The organism is Sphingorhabdus sp., assembly GCF_029865925.1.
GTDB lineage: Bacteria > Pseudomonadota > Alphaproteobacteria > Sphingomonadales > Sphingomonadaceae > Sphingorhabdus_B.
Genome location: NZ_JARXAI010000008.1, coordinates 12,735 through 33,407, shown reverse-complemented (window position 1 = coordinate 33,407; position 20,673 = coordinate 12,735). Strand labels below are relative to the sequence as shown.

Annotated in this window: 19 protein-coding genes and 1 tRNA gene; 9 read left to right on the top strand and 11 right to left on the bottom strand. The window is 55.5% G+C overall.

What is annotated here, in order from left to right; all coding sequences use genetic code 11:
* Positions 1-155 precede the first annotated feature (155 nt).
* The 9 genes from QE270_RS00875 to msrA all read left to right on the top strand — a co-directional run bounded on the left by QE270_RS00875 (position 156) and on the right by msrA (position 7,160).
* Positions 156-1,268, top strand: coding sequence for an S-(hydroxymethyl)glutathione dehydrogenase/class III alcohol dehydrogenase (locus QE270_RS00875; RefSeq protein WP_300033907.1), 1,113 nt, complete (start codon positions 156-158; stop codon positions 1,266-1,268).
* Positions 1,269-1,285: 17 nt separating this feature from the next.
* Entirely contained in the window at positions 1,286-1,666 is a 381-nt protein-coding gene (locus QE270_RS00870) for a VOC family protein (RefSeq protein ID WP_300033905.1), read from the top strand.
* Between the two features lie 13 nt (positions 1,667-1,679).
* A complete protein-coding gene (locus tag QE270_RS00865; RefSeq protein ID WP_300033903.1) occupies positions 1,680-2,186 on the top strand; it encodes a prolyl-tRNA synthetase associated domain-containing protein in 507 nt (168 codons plus the stop codon).
* Complete coding sequence (fghA, locus tag QE270_RS00860) at positions 2,183-3,028, top strand: S-formylglutathione hydrolase (protein WP_300033901.1); 846 nt, start codon at positions 2,183-2,185, stop codon at positions 3,026-3,028. Before QE270_RS00865 ends, fghA begins: the two co-directional genes overlap by 4 nt.
* 53 nt (positions 3,029-3,081) lie before the next feature.
* Positions 3,082-3,155: transfer RNA gene (locus QE270_RS00855), tRNA-Gly, on the top strand.
* Positions 3,156-3,169: 14 nt separating this feature from the next.
* The gene (gene pabB / locus QE270_RS00850) at positions 3,170-4,921 is read left to right on the top strand and encodes an aminodeoxychorismate synthase component I (RefSeq protein WP_300033899.1); all 1,752 of its coding nucleotides are present in this window, start codon (positions 3,170-3,172) and stop codon (positions 4,919-4,921) included.
* A gap of 67 nt (positions 4,922-4,988) precedes the next feature.
* A complete protein-coding gene (locus tag QE270_RS00845; protein WP_300033911.1) occupies positions 4,989-6,191 on the top strand; it encodes a pyridoxal phosphate-dependent aminotransferase in 1,203 nt (400 codons plus the stop codon).
* A gap of 59 nt (positions 6,192-6,250) precedes the next feature.
* Entirely contained in the window at positions 6,251-6,484 is a 234-nt protein-coding gene (locus QE270_RS00840) for a hypothetical protein (RefSeq protein WP_300033897.1), read from the top strand.
* Positions 6,459-7,160: a peptide-methionine (S)-S-oxide reductase MsrA gene (msrA, locus tag QE270_RS00835; protein WP_300033895.1), complete on the top strand. Its 702-nt coding sequence runs from the start codon at positions 6,459-6,461 to the stop codon at positions 7,158-7,160. The genes QE270_RS00840 and msrA overlap by 26 nt, the downstream gene beginning before the upstream one ends.
* On the opposite strand, the gene QE270_RS00830 is transcribed toward msrA, so the two are convergent.
* From QE270_RS00830 to QE270_RS00780, 11 genes are all read right to left on the bottom strand, one after another.
* Complete coding sequence (locus QE270_RS00830) at positions 7,161-7,754, bottom strand: trimeric intracellular cation channel family protein (protein WP_300033893.1); 594 nt, start codon at positions 7,752-7,754, stop codon at positions 7,161-7,163.
* Between the two features lie 32 nt (positions 7,755-7,786).
* Complete coding sequence (gene lpdA, locus QE270_RS00825) at positions 7,787-9,196, bottom strand: dihydrolipoyl dehydrogenase (RefSeq protein ID WP_300033891.1); 1,410 nt, start codon at positions 9,194-9,196, stop codon at positions 7,787-7,789.
* A 12-nt stretch (positions 9,197-9,208) separates the two neighbouring features.
* On the bottom strand, positions 9,209-10,435 hold the full coding sequence (gene odhB, locus QE270_RS00820) for a 2-oxoglutarate dehydrogenase complex dihydrolipoyllysine-residue succinyltransferase (RefSeq protein WP_300033889.1): 1,227 nt from the start codon (positions 10,433-10,435) through the stop codon (positions 9,209-9,211).
* Between the two features lie 10 nt (positions 10,436-10,445).
* On the bottom strand, positions 10,446-13,277 hold the full coding sequence (locus QE270_RS00815; RefSeq protein ID WP_300033887.1) for a 2-oxoglutarate dehydrogenase E1 component: 2,832 nt from the start codon (positions 13,275-13,277) through the stop codon (positions 10,446-10,448).
* Positions 13,278-13,368: 91 nt separating this feature from the next.
* Positions 13,369-14,253, bottom strand: coding sequence for a succinate--CoA ligase subunit alpha (gene sucD, locus QE270_RS00810; protein ID WP_300033885.1), 885 nt, complete (start codon positions 14,251-14,253; stop codon positions 13,369-13,371).
* A 28-nt stretch (positions 14,254-14,281) separates the two neighbouring features.
* Positions 14,282-15,244, bottom strand: coding sequence for a malate dehydrogenase (mdh, locus tag QE270_RS00805; RefSeq protein WP_300033883.1), 963 nt, complete (start codon positions 15,242-15,244; stop codon positions 14,282-14,284).
* 146 nt (positions 15,245-15,390) lie between these two features.
* Positions 15,391-16,782, bottom strand: a complete 1,392-nt coding sequence (locus QE270_RS00800; protein ID WP_300033881.1) for a M20/M25/M40 family metallo-hydrolase — start codon at positions 16,780-16,782, stop codon at positions 15,391-15,393.
* 23 nt (positions 16,783-16,805) lie between these two features.
* On the bottom strand, positions 16,806-17,918 hold the full coding sequence (zapE, locus tag QE270_RS00795) for a cell division protein ZapE (protein ID WP_300033879.1): 1,113 nt from the start codon (positions 17,916-17,918) through the stop codon (positions 16,806-16,808).
* A 40-nt stretch (positions 17,919-17,958) separates the two neighbouring features.
* A complete protein-coding gene (locus tag QE270_RS00790) occupies positions 17,959-18,411 on the bottom strand; it encodes a PaaI family thioesterase (RefSeq protein ID WP_366142245.1) in 453 nt (150 codons plus the stop codon).
* Between the two features lie 44 nt (positions 18,412-18,455).
* The gene (locus QE270_RS00785) at positions 18,456-19,235 is read right to left on the bottom strand and encodes a succinate dehydrogenase iron-sulfur subunit (protein WP_300033877.1); all 780 of its coding nucleotides are present in this window, start codon (positions 19,233-19,235) and stop codon (positions 18,456-18,458) included.
* A 72-nt stretch (positions 19,236-19,307) separates the two neighbouring features.
* Entirely contained in the window at positions 19,308-20,645 is a 1,338-nt protein-coding gene (locus QE270_RS00780) for a hemolysin family protein (RefSeq protein WP_300033875.1), read from the bottom strand.
* Positions 20,646-20,673: the final 28 nt, after the last annotated feature.

Here is a 20,673-nt window from a genome sequence, read left to right as displayed (position 1 = left end):
CGCAGGGACAGGAGACCGAAAGCCGGGTTCTGTCGCGGGCGGTCAAGCTGCATCTGGAGCACCGCGTGATGCTGAATGGCAACCGCACGATTGTGTTCAAATAAAAGGGCGCAACCAGCCCAACGATTTGGTTAAGTTTAGGAGACCCGATTACCATGAAGACGCGCGCAGCTGTTGCCTTTGAAGCGAAGAAGCCACTTGAGATTGTCGAGCTTGACCTTGAAGGTCCCAAGGCTGGCGAAGTCTTGGTGGAGATTATGGCGACCGGCATTTGCCATACAGATGCTTATACACTCGATGGCTTTGACAGCGAGGGGATCTTCCCGAGCGTGCTTGGCCATGAAGGCGCAGGGATTGTGCGCGAAGTCGGCGCAGGCGTGACCAGCGTAAAGCCTGGCGATCATGTTATTCCATTGTACACGCCGGAGTGCCGCCAGTGTAAGTCCTGCCTGTCCGGCAAGACCAACCTGTGCACCGCCATTCGTGCGACACAGGGCAAGGGGTTGATGCCCGACGGCACAACGCGCTTCAGCTATAAGGGCCAGCCTATATTCCATTATATGGGCTGCTCGACATTTTCGAACTTCACTGTGCTTCCGGAAATCGCCGTGGCCAAAATCCGTGAAGACGCACCGTTCCAGTCAAGCTGCTATATCGGTTGCGGCGTGACCACTGGCGTTGGCGCAGTGGTGAACACGGCAAAGGTGCAAGTCGGCGACAATGTCGTTGTCTTTGGCCTTGGCGGCATTGGACTGAACGTCATTCAGGGCGCACGGCTTGCTGGCGCTGGCATGATTATCGGCGTTGATATTAATCCTGTCCGCGAAGAATGGGGCCGCAAGTTCGGCATGACCGCGTTCCTGAACTCCAGGGGCATGAGCCGTGAAGATGTTGTCGCAAAGATTGTCGAGATGACCGACGGCGGCGCGGATTACACCTTTGATGCCACCGGCAACACCGAAGTGATGCGCACCGCGCTTGAGGCATGCCATCGTGGCTGGGGCACCAGCATCATCATTGGTGTGGCCGAAGCGGGCAAGGAAATTGCCACCCGTCCATTCCAACTCGTGACCGGCCGCAACTGGCGCGGCACCGCCTTTGGCGGGGCCAAGGGCCGCACCGACGTTCCCAAGATCGTCGACATGTATATGACCGGCAAGATCGAAATCGACCCGATGATTACGCATGTCATGGGGCTTGAGGACATCAACAAGGCATTTGAATTGATGCATGCGGGTGAAAGCATCCGCAGTGTCGTGGTGTTTTAAAATAGGGAGAAGTAATAATGTATAGTCATATGATGGTCGGCAGCAATGATATTGCCCGTTCAAAGAAATTCTACGACGCAACCTTTGCCACCATGGGCGGTAAGCCTGGCATGCAGGATCCTAAGGGCCGTTTAATCTACATGCTCAATGGATCGATGTTCCTTGTGACGCCGCCGATTGATGGCAATCCTGCAACGCATGGCAATGGTTGCACTATTGGCTTCGCGATGACTCCTGAACAAGCCAATGCATGGCATAAGGCGGGTGTCGACAATGGCGGTGAAGCGATTGAAGATGCGCCCGGCATCCGCGAAGGCAATGGTATGAAAATGTACCTCGCTTATTTGCGTGATCCGGATGGCAATAAGCTGTGCGCCTTGCACCGCGTCACCGACTGATACGAAAATAATCATGACCGATGCCGAGACGCAGCTTTATGACGACTTGACTGCGCTTGGCATCGGCTATGCAATCTACGAACATCCCGCCGTCTTTACGGTGGAAGAGAGCAACCTGCACACGGACAATATTCCCGGCGCGCACACAAAGAACCTGTTCCTCAAGGACAAAGCGGGACATTATTTTCTCGTAACTGTTCCGGCGGATGCGCGGGTTGATTTGAAGGCACTGCCAAGTGCGATAGGCTGTGGCCGCGTCAGCTTTGGTAAGGCCGAGGACATGGAGCGCTTGCTTGGCATCACGCCCGGGTCTGTCACGGCGTTGGCAGCAATTAACGATAGGGGCGACGCCGTAAGTTTTGTGCTCGACGAGTCATTTTTGCAGGCAGAGTTTATCAACTGTCACCCATTACGAAACAGTGCAACGCTTGGCCTTGCGCCGGATGACCTTGTGCGCGCACTAACCTTTTGGCGGCACCCGCCGCAGATCAGCAATATCCCGACATTGGAGCCCGCATGACCATCGAAACCCTTTCTACCAACACATCTTTCGGTGGCGTCCAAGGCGTGTATCGACACGCATCAAAGGCAACCGGTACCGACATGACTTTTTCGGTCTATGTTCCGCCGCATGCAGAGGGCGAAACCCTTCCGATTGTGTGGTTCCTATCGGGCCTGACCTGCACCCACGCCAATGTGACTGAGAAGGGCGAGTTTCGCCGCGCCTGCGCTGAACTGGGCTTAATCTTCATCGCGCCAGACACCAGTCCGCGCGGTGAAGGCGTTCCCGACGACGCGGAAGGCGGGTATGACTTTGGCCTTGGCGCAGGATTTTATGTCGACGCGACGCAGGCGCCCTTTAATACGCATTACCGGATGCGCGATTATATCGAAACCGAGCTCCCCGCCCTTATCGCAGCGCATTTTCCCGCCGATATGCAGCGGCAAGCAATCATGGGGCATTCGATGGGTGGACATGGCGCGTTGACTATCAGTCTGCGGAACCCGGGGCGGTTCCGTTCAACATCCGCGCTCGCGCCGATCGTGTCGCCTTTGAGCTGTCCCTGGGGTGAAAAGGCGCTGGGTGGCTATATCGGACAAGACCGCGCGCAGTGGCGCGCTTATGACAGCGTTGCGCTGATAGCAGACGGTGCGCGCCTGCCTGACCTTTTGGTTGACCAAGGCAGCGACGACAATTTCTTGGAGGCACAGCTCAAGACGCGTTTGCTTGTAGAGCAGTGCGCCGCCGTTGGTCAGGCAGCGACCATCCGCATGCAACCCGGTTATGACCACAGCTATTATTTCATCTCGACCTTCATGGGCGCGCATCTTACTTGGCATGCTGAACGCTTGAAAGGCTGAGAATTTGGGCATTGGCAAAATCCTGTTTAGCGGGATAAAATGCCTAAAGGCGCGCGGGTGTAGCTCAATGGTAGAGCAGCAGCTTCCCAAGTTGAATACGGGGGTTCGATTCCCCTCACCCGCTCCAAAAATAGCCGCAACATGATCCCTCTCGAGGGGCCTTTTGTTTTACTCGATGACGCGCGGGCCGATGGTGCGTCGCCTGCCCGGCTATATACCAACCCTGTTGCAACATTGACTGCCAAAAATGGCGGCGAGCTTGAAGCGCTGCTTGTCGCGTTACGTCAGGCGCAGCAAGATGGCCTGCATGTTGCAGGATTTTTCAACTATGGCGCTGGCGCGCATTTTTTGCCGAATTTGTCACCTGTGGCAGCGGAATTGCAGGCTTGGTTCGGCGTGTTCACAGGTTTCCAGACGATAGCGGAAGACGTCGTGCTGTCGCTGTTGCCCGATCCGGCTGGCACCTGGCTATCCGAACTTCGTCCCGGCATATCGCGCGCCGATTATAGCCGGGCCTTCGCGGCGGTGCAGGAATATATTTGCGCAGGTGATATCTATCAGGCCAATCTGACATTTCCTTTATCGGCAAGCTATGCGGGCAATCCTTTGGCTTTATACGCCGCGTTGCGCGGGCGTGCCAGTGCTGGCTATGGCGGCGTCATCTGGACGGGGCAGACGCATTATTTGTCTTTTTCGCCTGAATTATTTTTCGCACTGAAAGACAAAAGGGTCACGACCAAGCCGATGAAGGGCACCGCCCAACGACAAGCCGATCCACAAAAAGACGCGGAAGTTGCCGAACGTCTCCGCACCGATCCAAAACAGCGCGCGGAAAATCTGATGATTGTCGACCTGTTGCGTAATGATCTGTCACGCATCTGCGCCGCAGGCAGTGTTCAGGTGCCCGCGCTTTTTCACATTGAAAGCTACCCAACAGTGCATCAGATGACTTCAACAGTGACTGGCGTGTTGGCCGATGGGACGGACGCTCTCGACGTCATAAGGGCTTTGTTTCCTTGCGGTTCCATCACTGGCGCACCCAAAATTCGTGCCATGCAAGTTGTCGAAGAAGTAGATGATGCTTCAAGGGGCATATATTGTGGTTCAATTGGGCGCATAGACGCCATTGGTGATGCGGCATTCAACGTAGCCATTCGCACCTTTACCGTTTGTGACACGACAAAGTCGCTGTCGTTAGGTTTGGGGTCAGGGATCGTGGCCGATTCTCACGAAGCGGATGAATGGGCCGAATGTCTGGCGAAGGGGGATTTCGCCAAGTTGGATAATCACGGGTTTGACCTGATCGAAACAATGCGTTTTGAACCCCTGGCGGGGATCTTGCGGCTTGAGCAGCATCTTGAACGTATGAAGACCAGCGCATCGTCTTTTGGTTTTGAATTTGACGTACACGCAATACGCAATCGCTTGCATGCGGGCATTATCCACGCCGCGCGGCTGTCAAAAATCCGGCTGATGGTGTCGCGGCATGGCGCACAGGCAGTTGAAATTTGGCCGTTGGAAGATGTAACTGAGTGGCGCGTTGGCATTGTCCCGCTGCCCGTCGACTCTGGAGACTTTCGACTTCGGCACAAGATTACCGATCGCGCATTTTATGATAACGCCCGCAAGGCGCGGCCCGATTGCGACGAAGTGGTCTTTGTCGGAACCGACGGCCTGCTAACTGAAGGAAGCATTACCGCCTTGTTTGTGGAGCGCGATGGCAAGCTGTTGACCCCGCGGCTTGAGACCGGGTTGCTGCCTTCAATATTGCGGCGCGAACTACTTGGGTCCGGAAAAGCGATAGAATCTGACTTAACGATAGACGATTTGGCAGATAGATTTTTGGTCGGAAACAGTCTGCGTGGATTAATAAGGGCCAATAGGGTTGCGTAACTTTTGGCGAGCCATTAGGGCCAAGCACGCAATTTCTGTTCCATAATTTCGCGAAAGTATGATGATGATTGACCATCTGTCGGCTGCCCTCGGGCGGATTGCTCCTTCGGCGACGCTTGCCATGTCGGGACGCGTGATTGATCTGAAATCGCAAGGCATTGATGTGATAGGTCTGTCGGCCGGTGAGCCTGATTTTGACACGCCTGACTTTGTAAAGGACGCTGCCATTCAGGCCATTCGTGACGGGATGACCAAATATACCGCGGTCGACGGCATCGCGCCGTTGAAGCAAGCGATCATCGCTAAGTTCAAGCGTGACAACAATATTGATTATACGCCTAAGCAAATCACCGTGAACTCAGGCGGTAAACACACCTTGTTTAACGCCCTTGTTGCGACCATCGACAAGGGTGATGAGGTCATCATCCCCGCGCCATATTGGGTCAGCTATCCGGACATCGTTCAATTTGCAGGCGGCACCCCAGTCATTGTCATGGCAACAGCTGCGCAGGATTACAAAATCACGGCCGAGCAATTGGACGCAGCCATCACGCCAAAGACCCGCTGGCTTATTTTGAATTCCCCATCCAACCCGACAGGGGCGGCCTATGATGCGGATGAACTCAAGGCGCTTGGTGAGGTGCTGTTACAGCATCCGCATGTTATGCTGCTGTCCGACGACATGTATGAGCATATCTGGTACGCGCCAAAGCCCTTTGTAACGATGCTCCAGGTGTGCCCGGCGCTTTATGACCGCACGCTGACCATGAATGGCGCGTCGAAATCCTATGCCATGACCGGCTGGCGGATTGGCTATGCGGGTGGTCCTGCGTGGTTGATAAAGGCCATGGCGGATTTGCAATCGCAATCCACCAGTAACCCTTGTTCGATAAGCCAATATGCGGTGCTTGCTGCACTCAACGGACCGCAGGACTTTTTGCGTGAACGCAACATAGCGTTTCGCGCGCGTAGGGACCTTGTGGTCGCCATGCTCAATGATGCGCCAGGGTTGAGCTGCCCGACACCAGAAGGCGCATTCTATGTATATCCTGACGCAACTGGCGTGATGGGCAAGACTACGCCGCAGGGCCAAATTATTCAAACTGACGCGCAACTCATCGACTATTTTCTCGACGAATACCGCGTGGCTGCTGTGCATGGTGCGGCTTTTGGCCTGTCACCGGGCTTCCGGATTTCTTACGCCACCTCGTCGGATATCTTGAAAGAAGCGTGCACGCGCATCCAGTTGGCTTGCGCGGCACTTAGCTGAGTGCAATCCGGTTAAGCCCACCTTAATCCGACTTCTGCTTAAAGCCATTTCAAGCATTGTTGCGTAACTATATCGGTGCCAAAATCGGGGCGCCACATAGCGAGAATTTCATGGACAGCATTTTCAATTTTCTGCGATCGGATCTGTTTCTCAGCCTGTTAGGCGGCTTTGCCATTGGCGCTGCCGGCCTTGCCATAATTAAGCCAGCCAGCGCGAGCGATATCACAGTTGAGGCCACACAGTTTATTTCCATTGCTGACGCACCTCATGGCACCGTTCCCCATGCGCCGTAACCGCATGTTCCAAGCGGCGAGTATTCCGCTACTTCTTGCACTGGCAACAGCCTGCGGGTCAGACTTCGCTTCGCCGGTCGGTATGGCGCAGGCAGCTGAAGGCATCCGCATCGCAGCACCCACAACACGCATCGTTGAGCATAAGGGCCAGCAGGTTGCTATATTTTCGGGTGGTTGCTTCTGGGGTGTTGAGGCAGTTTTTGAAGGCCTAAAAGGTGTTGCGCGGGTCGAGTCCGGCTACGCAGGCGGCACGCGGGCTACGGCCGACTATGAAACCGTCAGCACTGGCATCACGGGCCACGCGGAAGCCGTACGGATCTATTATGATCCAGCGGTTGTCAGCTACAATGACCTGTTGCACATATTCTTTTCCGTAACGCATGATCCAACGCAGCTTAATCGGCAGGGCCCAGACCATGGGAGACAATACCGCACCGCGATATTTCCTACCAACGCAGCGCAGAGGGTTGCGGCGCGCGCCTACATCACCCAATTGGACAAGGCGGCGTATTGGAAGAAACCGATTGTGACGCGGATTGAACAGTTAAGCTTCTATCCGGCCGAATCCTATCACCAAAACTTCATGGCGAACAACCCAAGACACCCATATATCGTTCAATGGGACAAGCCGAAGATCGCCAACCTCAGGCGGCTATTCCCAAACCGTTTGCGTTGATCAGCCGCGATAGGCCGGGATTGCCCAACCCTTCCAAATGGCCATTGCGCGCAAAGCAAAGCCGGCCAGTGCGCTGACAATCGCGGCAGGCAACACAGGCATGCCCAAAAACATCAATAGCCCAAAAAGGCCTGAAGCAAGTGCAGCAGCGGTCACGTATATTTCGGGCTTAAGCAGGATGGATGGTTCACCCGCCAGCACATCGCGGATGATGCCGCCGACACATGCCGTGATAACGCCCATCATCATCGCGGGGAGCAAAGACACGCCAAGCGTAAGCGATTTCCATGTGCCAAATACCGCGTAAATCGCGATACCCACAGCGTCAAACCAATCGAGAGCGCGGGCATTCCAGACAGTGCGGGGCGTGACCCAGACGAGCCCTGCGGTGATAAGGCAAGTGGCTGCGACGCGCCAGTCTTGGACCCAAAATACGGGCGCGCCAATCAGCAGGTCCCGCACTGTGCCGCCACCGACGCCTGTGACAAGCGCGAAGAACGAGAAAGTCACGAGCGTTTGTTGCCGTTGCGCAGCGGCCAAGGCCCCAGAGGCTGCAAAAACAGCGATGCCAAACAGATCCAGCCACGAAAGCATAGCTGGGCCTATTTGGACAGCTTGCGTCATCATCACATGTGGATCGGCTTGCCCGTGACGGCCATTGCCGCTTCCTTCAATGCCTCGGCATGCGTCGGGTGCGCGTGGCAGGTATATGCAATATCTTCCGACGTTGCGCCAAATTCCATCGCAGTGCACGCTTCGGCAATCATGGCTCCAGCAATTGACGCAATGATGTGGACGCCTAAAACACGGTCGGTGTTTGCATCCGCAATGACCTTCACAAAACCGTCTGTGTCGCGGTTGGTCTTGGCGCGGCTGTTCGCCATCATCGGGAACTTGCCGACTTTGATTTCGCCGCCTGAGGCTGCAGCGCGTGTCTTGGCTTCTTCTTCGGTCAAGCCAACGCTAGCGATTTCAGGATAGGTATAGACAACGCCCGGAATGACGTCATGGTTGACGATGCCGGTCAGGCCAGCGACAAATTCCGCTGCCGCAATGCCTTCGTCCTCAGCCTTGTGCGCAAGCATTAGGCCTGGGCAAACATCGCCCACGGCATAGATGCCCGGAACATTTGTTTGGAAATCATGGCCGATCTCAATTTGGCCACGCACGTTGACCGTGAGCCCTGCCTTATCCAGCGCAAGACCATCGGTATTTGCGCGGCGACCAATGGCGACAAGGACGCAATCGGCCTCAATGGTTTCGCTGGTACCGCCTACCGATGGTTCAACGGTCAATGTTGCGGTTCCGCTTTTGACGGTTGCGCCAATGACCTTTGTACCTGTGCGGATGTTGAAGCCTTGCTTCTTGAAAATCTTGGCCGCTTCCTTGCGGACCTCCCCGTCCATGCCGGGCAAAATCTGGTCAAGATATTCAACCACGGTGACTTGTGCACCAAGGCGCAGCCATACGCTGCCAAGCTCAAGGCCAATAACTCCGCCGCCGATCACGACCATATGCTTTGGCACGCGCGGCAAGGCCAATGCGCCGGTTGAATCGACGATAACTTTCTGGTCAATTGCAACGCCCGGAAGTGGCGTGACAGAGGAGCCGGTTGCGATCATGATATTCTTTGCGGTGTAGCTTTTGCCTGCAACATCCACGCTGTTTGCTGAGGTAAAGGCCGCGTGCCCCTTAAGCCAGTCGACCTTGTTTTTTTTGAACAGAAACTCAACGCCGCCCGTCAATTCGCCAACGGCCTTTGCCTTTTCGGCATGCATCTGGTCCAAATTGAGGGAGACGCCTTTGAAATCAATCCCGAACTTGGCAAGCGATCCCGACTGCGCTTCGTGAAACATCTCGGACGCGTGCAGCAACGCCTTCGACGGAATACACCCGACGTTCAGGCACGTGCCGCCCAAGGTTTCACGGCTTTCAACGCAAGCGGTCTTAAGCCCGAGTTGTGCAGCACGGATTGCGGCAACATAGCCACCAGGACCTGCACCAATAACGATCAGGTCGTAATCATGTTCTGCCATGGCTCAGGCTCCTTAAAGGTCGATCAACAACCGGGTCGGGTCTTCAATCGCCTCTTTGACGATCTTCAGGAAAGTAACGGCCTCACGGCCGTCGATAAGGCGATGGTCATAGCTTAACGCCAAATACATCATCGGCCGCACAACCACTTGCCCATCGCGCACAACAGCACGGTCTTCGATGCGGTGAAGGCCAAGCACTGCCGATTGTGGCGGGTTGATGATCGGAGTCGACATCAAGCTGCCGAATACGCCGCCATTTGAAATCGTGAACGTCCCGCCGGACATGTCATCCATAGTCAATGTGCCAGCTTTCGCCTTTGCGCCAAAATCGCCAATGGCTTTCTCGATTTGCGCAAAGCTCATCGCGTCGGCGTTACGTATGACAGGAACAACAAGGCCATTTGGTGCGCTGACCGCGACCGAGACGTCGAGATAATCATGATAGACGATTTCATCGCCATCAATTTGCGCGTTGACCGAAGGCACATCGCGCGCGGCCAAAGCAACGGCTTTTGTGAAGAAGGCCATGAAGCCCAACCGGACCCCATGCTTTTTCTCAAACAGGTCTTTGTAGGTCGCGCGCGCTTCCATCACCGCTGACATGTCGACATCGTTGAACGTCGTCAGCAACGCAGCAGTGTCCTGAGCGGACTTTAGCCGTTTGGCAATTGTCTGGCGCAGACGTGTCATCTTCACACGTTCTTCTTGGCGCGCATGCGCAGCGGCAGGGGCCGGTGCAGCCAATGCGGCGACGTCTGCAGATGGAGTAGGCACACCCTTGGCGGCAGCGACAACATCTTCCTTAGTCAGGCGGCCATCTTTGCCCGTGCCCTTAATCTTGCTTGGGTCAATGCCAAGTTCAAGAACCAAGCGGCGCACGGAAGGGGAGAGCGGCAGGTCATTATTCTCTACCTGTGTCATAGGCATTGGGGCGGCTGTCGTCGTGATCGCAGGTGCAATCGCGGCCGCAACGGGAGCAGGCGCGGACGCAGATGCACTGTTTCCAGCGCCTATGGACCCAATAACCGCACCGACATTGACCGTCGCGCCTTCTTCAACGGCATATGCGCCCATGATGCCAGCAACCGGAGAGGGCACCTCAATCGCGACCTTGTCTGTTTCTAGGCTGGCAATAGGCTCATCAATGGCCACTGCCTCGCCGGGCTTTTTCAACCACTGACCAAGGGTCGCCTCGGTAATCGATTCGCCCAATACGGGAACTTTAACTTCAGTGCTCATAATTTTATCCTCACTTGGATGGAGGGGTAATTGACTTGGTTCCGCCAGTCCGCTGGCGACGAATTTCACCGCGGACATTGTGGCCTAAGGCATCTGCTACCAATGCGGCCTGTTCGGCCTGATGGCGCTTTGCAAGGCCGGTTGCTGTCGCCGCGGCTGCCCTGCGCCCTGCGTAGCGCGCACGCGATGGGCCAATACCAGCTTTGGCAAGGCATTCTTCCAGATAGGGATCGACGAATGTCCAGCTGCCGGCATTGCGCGGCTCTTCCTGGGCCCAGACGATATCTTCCAAATTGGTCATGCGCTTTAGGCGAACAATCAATGGTTCTGCTGGGAATGGGTAAAGCTGTTCGATCCGCACGATACTTGTTGTCTCATCACCAGATGCGTCGCGCGCTTCCATAAGGTCATAAGCAACCTTGCCGGAACACAATACCAGTCGCTTGACGTCCTTGTCGGCTGGCGCATTGGGATCGGACAAAATACGCATGAAGTGGCTTTCGCCTTGGAAATCCTCTGCTTTTGAAACTGCCATTTTGTGCCGCAACAGCGACTTTGGCGTCATGACGATGAGCGGCTTGCGGAACGGGCGGGCCATTTGCCGGCGCAGCAAGTGGAAATAATTTGCCGGCGTGGTGCAGTTTGCGACTTGGATATTATCCTCGGCGCACAATTGCAGGAAGCGTTCAAGCCGCGCTGAGCTATGCTCCGGGCCTTGGCCTTCATACCCATGGGGCAGCAGCATCACTAAGCCGTTGGCCCGAAGCCATTTGGCCTCACCGGCGGCGATGAACTGGTCAATCATGGTCTGGGCGCCGTTCACGAAGTCGCCAAATTGCGCTTCCCAAAGGACAAGCGTTTTAGGCTCGGCACCGGCATAGCCATATTCGAAACCAAGCACGCCAAATTCCGATAACGGACTGTCGAGAATTTCAAACCGGCCATGTGGCAGCGTCGCAAGGGGCACATATTTGTCTTCAGTGGTCTGGTCGACCCAGACACCGTGCCGTTGACTGAATGTGCCGCGGCCTGAATCTTGACCGGACAGACGGACGCCATAGCCTTCAGAAAGCAGCGACCCGAAGGCAAGCGCTTCACCCGTTGCCCAATCGAAATTCTCACCAGTGCTCAACATGGTCTTTTTTGCATCCAGCACGCGACTTAACGTTGGATGGATGTTGTGACCTTCGGGCACAGTCGTAAGCGTTCGGCCCAGGCTGTCGAACAATTTGCGTGCGATACCTGTTGGCACATTGCGCCGCGCGGTTTCGGGATCCGCAGGTTTAGAAAGGCCAGACCAGCGCCCCCCGAACCAGTCGGCAGCATTGGCTTTATAATTTGCGGCGCTGGCAAATTCTTGCTCAAGCGTTTGGACAAAGCGCATCGCATGTTCGTTCGCCCAATCAGCATCAATTACGCCTTCAGCCTGAAGTCGTTTTGCATATAAATCGCTGACGGCCGGGTGACCCTTAATGACCTTATACATCAATGGTTGGGTAAAGCTGGGTTCGTCGCCTTCATTATGGCCGAAGCGGCGATAGCACCACATATCGATAACGATGTCGCGGTGGAATGTCTGACGGAACTCGATTGCAATCTTGCACGCAAATGTCACCGCTTCAGGATCGTCGCCGTTGACGTGGAAGATTGGCGCTTGGACGCCCTTTGCCACATCGGAAGGATAAGGCGATGACCGCGCATATTGCGGGCTGGTGGTAAAGCCAACCTGATTGTTAACGATGAAGTGCAGGCAGCCGCCCGTATTGTATCCACGAATGCCCGAGAAGCCGAGGCACTCCCATACAATGCCTTGGCCGGCAAACGCCGCATCTCCGTGCAGCAGTACTGGCAAAACCTGCTCATGCTTTGCAAGATCGTCACGCGCAGTTTGGTTGGCACGCACCTTACCAAGAACAACAGGGTTCACTGCCTCAAGATGTGATGGGTTCGGAACAAGGCTCATATGCACCTTGATACCGTCAAACTCGCGGTCCGTGCTGGTGCCGAGATGGTATTTGACATCGCCTGAGCCGCCGACATCATCAGGGTTAGCGCTGCCGCCAGAAAATTCGTGGAAGATGATGCGATAGGGCTTTGCCATCACATTGGCGAGTACGTTCAAGCGGCCGCGGTGCGGCATGCCATAGACGATTTCACGCACGCCAAGTTGGCCACCATATTTGATCACCGCTTCAAGCGCTGGGATCATGGACTCGCCACCATCAAGGCCAAAACGCTTTGTGCCCACATATTTGCGGCCTAGGAACTTTTCATACTGCTCGGCTTCAATCACTTTGCCGAGAATGGCTTTCTTACCCTCTGGCGAGAACTGGATGGCGGCATCCTTGCCCTCCATCCGCTCCTGCAAAAACCGGCGTTCTTCGACGTCTGAAATATGCATATACTCAAGGCCAACTGGCCCGCAATAATTGGCACGCAGGGTGTCGACGAGTTCGCGGACGGTCGTCCATTCCAGACCAAGCGTTCCGCCAACATAGACGCGCTTGTCCAGATCTGCTCCCGAAAAGCCATGATATTCAGGCGTAAGGTCCGCCGGGATTTCCTGCTTAGACAGGCCAAGCGGATCAAGATTGGCGGCGAGGTGCCCGCGCACGCGATATGTGCGCACCAACATCATCGCGCGGATCGAATCGCTTGCCGCTGCAACAGCGTCTGCTTCAGCCATAGGCTTCCCAGCGGCTTTGGCCGCGGCCTTCACTTCAACCGCCATCTGCGTGGGGTCAAGCGATGCCGTAAGTTCGTCCATTGCCGATAATGGCCAGTTTGAGCGCGCCCAGCTTGGGCCCCGCTCCGTTTCGAAATCCTGAGTTTCTACGCCCATCCTACTTCTCCAAATCCTCCTCGTCAGCGAGGAGGGGGCCATCCGGCGCTTACGCACCGATTGCACCTCCCCGCGCGGGGAGGATTATAAATTACCCCTTTAAAACTTCGACCAATGTCTTGCCGAGCAAGGAAGGCGATGGCGATACGCGGATGCCCGCTGCTTCCATGGCAGCAATCTTGCTTTCGGCGTCGCCTTTGCCGCCCGACACGATTGCGCCTGCATGGCCCATACGGCGGCCTGGAGGTGCGGTGCGACCAGCAATAAAACCGGCCATTGGCTTTTTGCGGCCCTTTTTGGCTTCGTCGATCAGGAACTGCGCCGCTTCTTCTTCTGCGCTGCCGCCGATTTCACCGATCATGATGATCGACTTGGTGGCATCATCGGCGAGGAACAGTTCAAGGCAATCAATGAAGTTGGTGCCGTTGACTGGGTCGCCCCCAATGCCGACGGCAGTCGTCTGGCCAAGGCCTTCTGCTGTTGTTTGGAACACGGCTTCATAGGTGAGCGTACCTGAGCGCGAGACAACGCCGACTGAGCCCGCCGAGAAAATGCTGCCGGGCATGATGCCGATTTTGCATTCACCTGGTGTCAATACGCCCGGACAATTTGGACCGATCAGGCGCGATTTCGAGTCCGAAAGCGCACGCTTTACCTTGACCATATCAAGCACCGGAATGCCTTCAGTGATACAGACGATCAGCGGGATTTCTGCGTCAATGGCTTCAAGGATCGAGTCCGCAGCAAAGGGGGGCGGTACATATACGACCGACGCATCCGCTCCGGTCGCTTCTTTCGCCTCAAGTACCGTGTCGAACATCGGCAGGCCGATATGCGTCGTTCCGCCCTTGCCGGGTGTAACACCGCCCACCATTTGTGAGCCATAAGCCAGCGCCTGTTCGGTATGAAAAGTGCCAGTTGCGCCGGTCATGCCCTGCGTTATGATCTTAGTATGTTTATTGACGAGGATGCTCACAAACGTCTCCTGAAATCTTGGGGTGCGCTTAGGTAAGCGACGGGTCGATGGCCTTGCACGCGACCAGCAATTCTTTAACGGCATCCACGCTGACGGCGAGGTTGGATTTGGCTTCATCATCAAGTGCGATCTCGACAATCTTCTCAACGCCGCCAGCACCGATCATCACGGGCACGCCGACATAAAGATTGTCGACGCCATATTGGCCAGTCAGGTGTGCCGCTGCGGGAAGAACGCGCTTTTGATCGTAAAGATAGGCTTCGGCCATTGCGATGCCGCTGGTGGCTGGTGCGTAATAAGCAGAACCAGTCTTGAGCAAAGCGACGATTTCGCCACCACCGCTGCGGGTGCGCTGAACGATGGCGTCAATGCGCTCTTGCGTCGACATGCCCATCGCGATCAGGTCTGGCACTGGAATGCCTGAAACGGTCGAATATTGAATGATTGGAACCATAGTGTCGCCATGGCCGCCCAGCACAAAGCTGGTAACGTCTTTGACCGAAACTTGAAATTCATCGGCGAGGAAATGGCTGAAGCGCGCCGAGTCCAAAACGCCGGCCATGCCGACGACCATATGATGTGGGAGGCCGGAGAATTCACGCAACGCCCATACCATCGCATCGAGCGGGTTGGTGATGCAGATGACAAATGCATTTGGCGCGTTGGAAGCGATGCCTTCACCGACGGCCTTCATGACCTTTAGATTGATGCCAAGCAAATCATCGCGGCTCATGCCGGGCTTGCGTGCGACGCCAGCGGTTACTATGATGACATCCGCGCCTGCGATGCCGGCATAATCATTGGTGCCAGTAATCTTTGAATCAAAACCCTCAACCGGGCCGCATTGCGACAGGTCAAGTGCCTTACCTTGAGGGACGCCTTCGACAACGTCGAAAAGGACGATGTCGCCAAGGCCCTTTAATGCTGCGAGATGGGCGAGAGTGCCGCCGATATTACCGGCGCCGATGAGTGCAATTTTCTTGCGAGCCATGAAAAAACTGTCCTTCCCTAGAGGCTTTGAGCGGAATTACGGCGGCGTTACGCCGATTCCTGCCCAATAACAACCCAATAAAGGCACCAAGTTAACGCTTTTTCTGATAACAGTTCGCAATAGCGTTTAGGCAGAAAAATTTCCGGTTAACCGCCAGCTACTCTGCGTAACATTTCCATCCAAATAGGCACTTGGCCGTGAAATCCCTCAGCCCATACGCGTTCATCAAGACCATGCGCGCCTTCTTGTTGACCCACTATGCTCCACAGGCCGCCAAAGCCATAAACGGGAATACCGGCGGCACGTAAGAATGCGCCATCGGTTGCGCCAGCGGACTGAAACGGCAGAACGGGCGCATTGGGGAAGCGTGTGGCAACCGCCGCCCGATAGGCCTGCGTTATGTCGTCGCGCATGGGCGACGGTGCGGTTTCGGGGGTTTGCGATCCTTCCACCGCAGTAACAGTGACATCTGGTCCCGACAGCGCCTGCAATTGCTGCCGGACCTCTTCAATCTTCACACTGGGAAAAATGCGGCAGTTTACATTGGCTTCGGCCTTTTGCGGTAGGGCATTTGGTGCATGCCCGCCCGATAGCATCGTTGCAACGCATCGGGTGCGCGTACTGCCGGGGTCCATAGTTTCCAAGAGGTCTGCGGTTTCGCGGTCCTGAGGATCGGCAAGAAATCGACGCACGAGCTCACCATATTGGCCGCTGTCACCCTTTGCGAGTATCTCGTAACTGGCACGCGTGGCGTCGTTGATCATGGCTGGGAAACGGTGCCGTTCAATCGCCGTCAAGGCGCTGGCGAGCGCGTAGATAGCATTATCAGGACGCGGCGTGCTGCTGTGTCCGCCGCGATTGACGGCCGTAAGCCGGAAATCGGCATAGGTTTTTTCCGCAATCTGAATGCCAAAACCTTCAACGCGTCCATCGGGAAACACCGACCCACCACCTGCATCACCGTTCAACGCATATTCGGCGTCAATTAGGCCGCGCCATTCACTCGCCGCCCGCCGGGCGCCATTGCCGATGGTTTCTTCGTCCCCGGTAAACAGCACGATGATATCCCGCGCTGGCGCAAATTTTTCGGCGTGCAAATATTGCAGGGCGAGGACAATACCCGTCAACGCAGCCTTATTATCATTCGAACCACGCCCCAGATAATAGCCGCCTTCTTCGCGGAACTGGAACGGCGGATATTTCCAATCGCTTGCCTTGGCCGCGACGACATCCATATGTGCCATCAGCAATATGGGCTTTTTGCCCGACGGCTTGGCCGCCGGCCAACGCGCAATCAGTGTTTGCGTGTTGTCATGGTTTTTAACGACCACGTTCGTGATGCCGGCCTTGCGAAATTCCGCAGTCAGCAACGAGGTCAGCTTTTTGAATTCGGCGGGTTGCCCCTCTACCGTTGGGATCTCGACTATCCTCGCGAACAGATCCCGCTCCGCTGCGTTTTTTGGGTTAGCGGGTTGCGCATGACCGGCTGTGGCCAGCGCAAACAAACCTGCAAACAATAATGCCTTCCGTTCGATCATATCACTCTCCCTTTTTGGTGATGCTAGCGTGCGCCATGCCCCTCCGCCAGATAATCTTCCGATTGCATTTCCAATAGACGCGACACTGTCCGGTCAAATTCAAACCGACCGTCGCCTTGCGGGTAGAGGTCGTCCGGTGCGGCGTCCGCGCTCGCGAGAAACTTCACGCGATACTCGTATAGCGCATCGATTAACGTGACAAACCGCGCCGCTTCATTACGATTATGCGGACCCAAAACGGGGATTCTGACTATGATGACGGTGTGAAAGCGCCGAGCGATGGCCAGGTAATCCGCAGCCCCGCGTGCTTCGACGCACAGCCGCTTGAATGAGAACACCGCAACGCCTTTCAGCGCTTTGGGCACATGCAACATGCGTCCGCCACCCAAGTCCATTTCCAACGCCGGCACATGCGCGCGATCCTCGGGCGGATAATCGGTCATGCGGAAAAATGTCTCGGAAAGCGCTGCCGTCGCCTCGGGACCATTGGGTACAAGCCAGATTTTCGCGCTACCCAATCGGTCCCGCCTGTAATCCGTCGGCCCATCAAGCGTGATGATATCGAGCCGGTCTTTGACTAAAGCAATGAAGGGCAGAAACAATTGTCGGTTGAGGCCATCTTTATACAGGTCATCGGGATGACGGTTAGATGTTGTGACAACGGTAACACCCGCGGCGATAAGGCCAGCAAAAAGTCGCGACATGATCGCCGCGTCTGCCATATTATTCACCACCATTTCGTCAAAGCACAACACATGCGCTTCGTCGGCTAACGCGGCGACGATCGGTGGGATTGGGTCGCCCTCTTCCTTCACACGCTCGGCTTTAAGCCGGGCATGGATCTCAAGCATAAACTCATGGAAATGCGCACGGCGTTTGCGCTTGATCTGAACGCTGTCGAAAAACAGGTCCATCAGCATGGATTTACCGCGCCCAACGCCACCCCAAAGATATAGTCCGCGTGCAGGGTCGGGTTTACGTCCCAAGAATCGCCAAATAGTGCTGCCGCGCGGTGGAATGGCCTCAAGCTCGGTTTGCACTTTGGCTAGCGCTGCTACCGCGATTGCCTGGTCGGTGTCGGACCTTAGCTCGCCTGCCGCGACCAGTAAGTCGTATCTATCGGCGACGCTAACCATAGCTATCTGCAGCGTTTGTCGCGCAAAAGGACACGTAATTTCATCTTTTTGTCGGTTTGCGGATGGTACCGGAAAAGGCAGCAACACGCTCATCGCCTTGCGAAACGATCCCGCGCATGAAGAGCAACCGTCCAGTTTCTTTTAGCAGCTCCACTTCGGCCTCAAGCGGTTTTCCGATGACGCCAGCACCGATAAATTGGACCGAAAGGTCCAGTGTCACCGCTGCCCCAGCCTCTATCAGGCCAAACATACGCGATGCCCCGAACATCGCCACATCGATAAAGCCCAAAGTGACACCGCCATGCACGGCGTTGCGCAAATTGCTGTGCCGGTGTTCCGGATACATGCGCAGGCGTGCCTTTTCATCACCGTCGCTGCGCACCAGCATCTTACCCAGCACCGTGCCGTTGTACCGCGTGGCATCGGTCATCTGCCAGTTCAGCCAACCAGGATTATCCGGATCAGGGCTGCTGTCAAAAGCGGGTGTGTCCAACGGCAATCCTACACAATTAGGGTCTTACGAATAAAATTAAACGCTTAAAGGTGCCGTTCGGCAACCATCTTTTTGGTTTCCGCAATGGCCTTTGCTGGGTTCAAACCCTTGGGACATGCGTTGGCGCAGTTCATGATCGTATGGCAGCGGTAAAGGCGGAATGGATCTTCCAGCTCGTCCAAACGTTCGCCGGCCATCTCGTCACGGCTGTCCGCTAACCAGCGATAGGCTTGAAGCAAAATAGCGGGACCCAAAAACTTGTCGCTGTTCCACCAATAAGACGGGCAACTGGTCGAGCAGCAAGCGCACAATATGCACTCGTACAAACCGTCTAGTTTAGCGCGATCCTCTGGCGACTGGAGCCGCTCCTTGCCAGATGGCTCAGGCGTTACAGTCTGCAGCCAAGGCTTGATAGAGGCATATTGCGCATAGAAATGCGTGAAGTCGGGGACGAGGTCCTTTATGACTTCCATATGCGGCAAGGGGGTAAGCGTGACTTCGCTTTTGCAATCTTCAATTGCAGTGGTGCAGGCAAGGCCATTCTTGCCGTCAATATTCATAGAGCAAGAACCACAGATACCTTCGCGGCATGAACGACGGAAGGTAAGCGACGCATCCTGTTCGCCCTTCATCTTGATCAACGCGTCGAGCACCATTGGTCCGCAATTTTCGGTATCGACTTCAAACGTATCGTAACGCGGGTTCTCCCCGCTATCAGGGTCGTAGCGATAGACCTTGAATGTCTTGGTCTTGCCGCCGGTTTTGGCAGCATGCGCAGTGCCCTTTTGGACTTTGCTGTTCTTTGGAAGGAAGAAATCGGCCATATCAATATCCTGTGGACTCTAAAGTCGTGCAATTCCGTATCAGTCAAATGCTCTAACCAAGCAGTTAAGCAATCACAAGCCCTCAACTGCGTCTGCTTTAGTTGCCTTTTCTGCAAGTCGGACACGCAGCTTGTCGATTTTGCGTCCATCCATGTCGACAACCTCGAAATGCCAGCCTTGATCAGTGAACGCCTCGCCTTCTTTAGGTAGGTGCCGCAATATGTGCAGGACGTGACCCGCAGCAGTGGCATAATCGCGATCATCGGGGAGGTCGATTGATAATGCTTCTGCCATGGCGTCGGCTGACATCGCGCCAGACACAAGCATCGAACCGTCATCTAGGGTGATGATGTTAGGCGCACTGCCTTGTGCCTGATCCGAAGCAAATTCACCTGCAATTGCCGCCAAAAGATCGTTCGGGGTAACAATGCCCTCGAAATGGCCATACTCGTCATGCACTAACAGCATCGGCACATCGGACGAACGCAATATCTCTAGCGCGTCCATAGCATCCAGCTGATCGGGAATGATCTCGGCGCGGCGCATCAACTTGCGAATGTCGAGCACCTCACCGCGGATCTGGGCCGCGACGATGTCTCGTGATTGCACGACACCAATGATATCGTCGCCATCGTCGCCAGTTACAGGCAAGCGGGTATGGAGCGAATTCAAAAGCGAATCGCGCACGGTGTCTTCGGATGCGTCGGCAGAGATGCGGTCGACATCGGTCCGTGGTGTCATGACTTCGCGAACTGGCCGGTCGGCAAGCCGGACAACGCCTGCAATGACCTTATGCTCATGTTCTTCAATGATGCCGGCATGGGTGGCTTCGGCAAAGACCATCCGCAATTCTTCGGCACTCAATGCATCGCGGCTATCCCGGCGCAGCCCAAGCGCGCGAAAAATGGTGGCGCTTGATTTGTCGAGTGTCCACACGATTGGTGCAGTAATGCGGGCCAACAGCTCCATGGGGCCCGCCATGAAAACGGCGATTCTTTCGGGTGCAATCAGCGCAAATTGCTTTGGCACCAGCTCTCCGACGACCAATGACGCATAGGTCGTGATGCTGATAACGATGCCAAAGCCCAGCATTTCCGACCATTCACGGCCGATGCCCCATAAGGCGATGCGATCAGCAACCGGGCCGCCCAATGTCGATCCTGAATAGGCGCCTGCAATAATGCCAATGAGCGTTATGCCTATTTGCACTGTGGACAAGAATTTACCGGGGTCGCGCCCAAGCCTCAGTGCCGCCGCCGCCCCGCGTTTGCCGTCTTCTGCCATCGCTTTAAGCTTCGCTGTGCGCGCGGACACAATAGCAAGCTCCGACATCGCAAACACGCCATTCAAGACGATAAGCGCTAGGATGATGGCGGCATCAAGCCACGGGAAAGGAAGAAGAGGCTCCATAAGAACTCGATCGCCATAGAACCAAAAA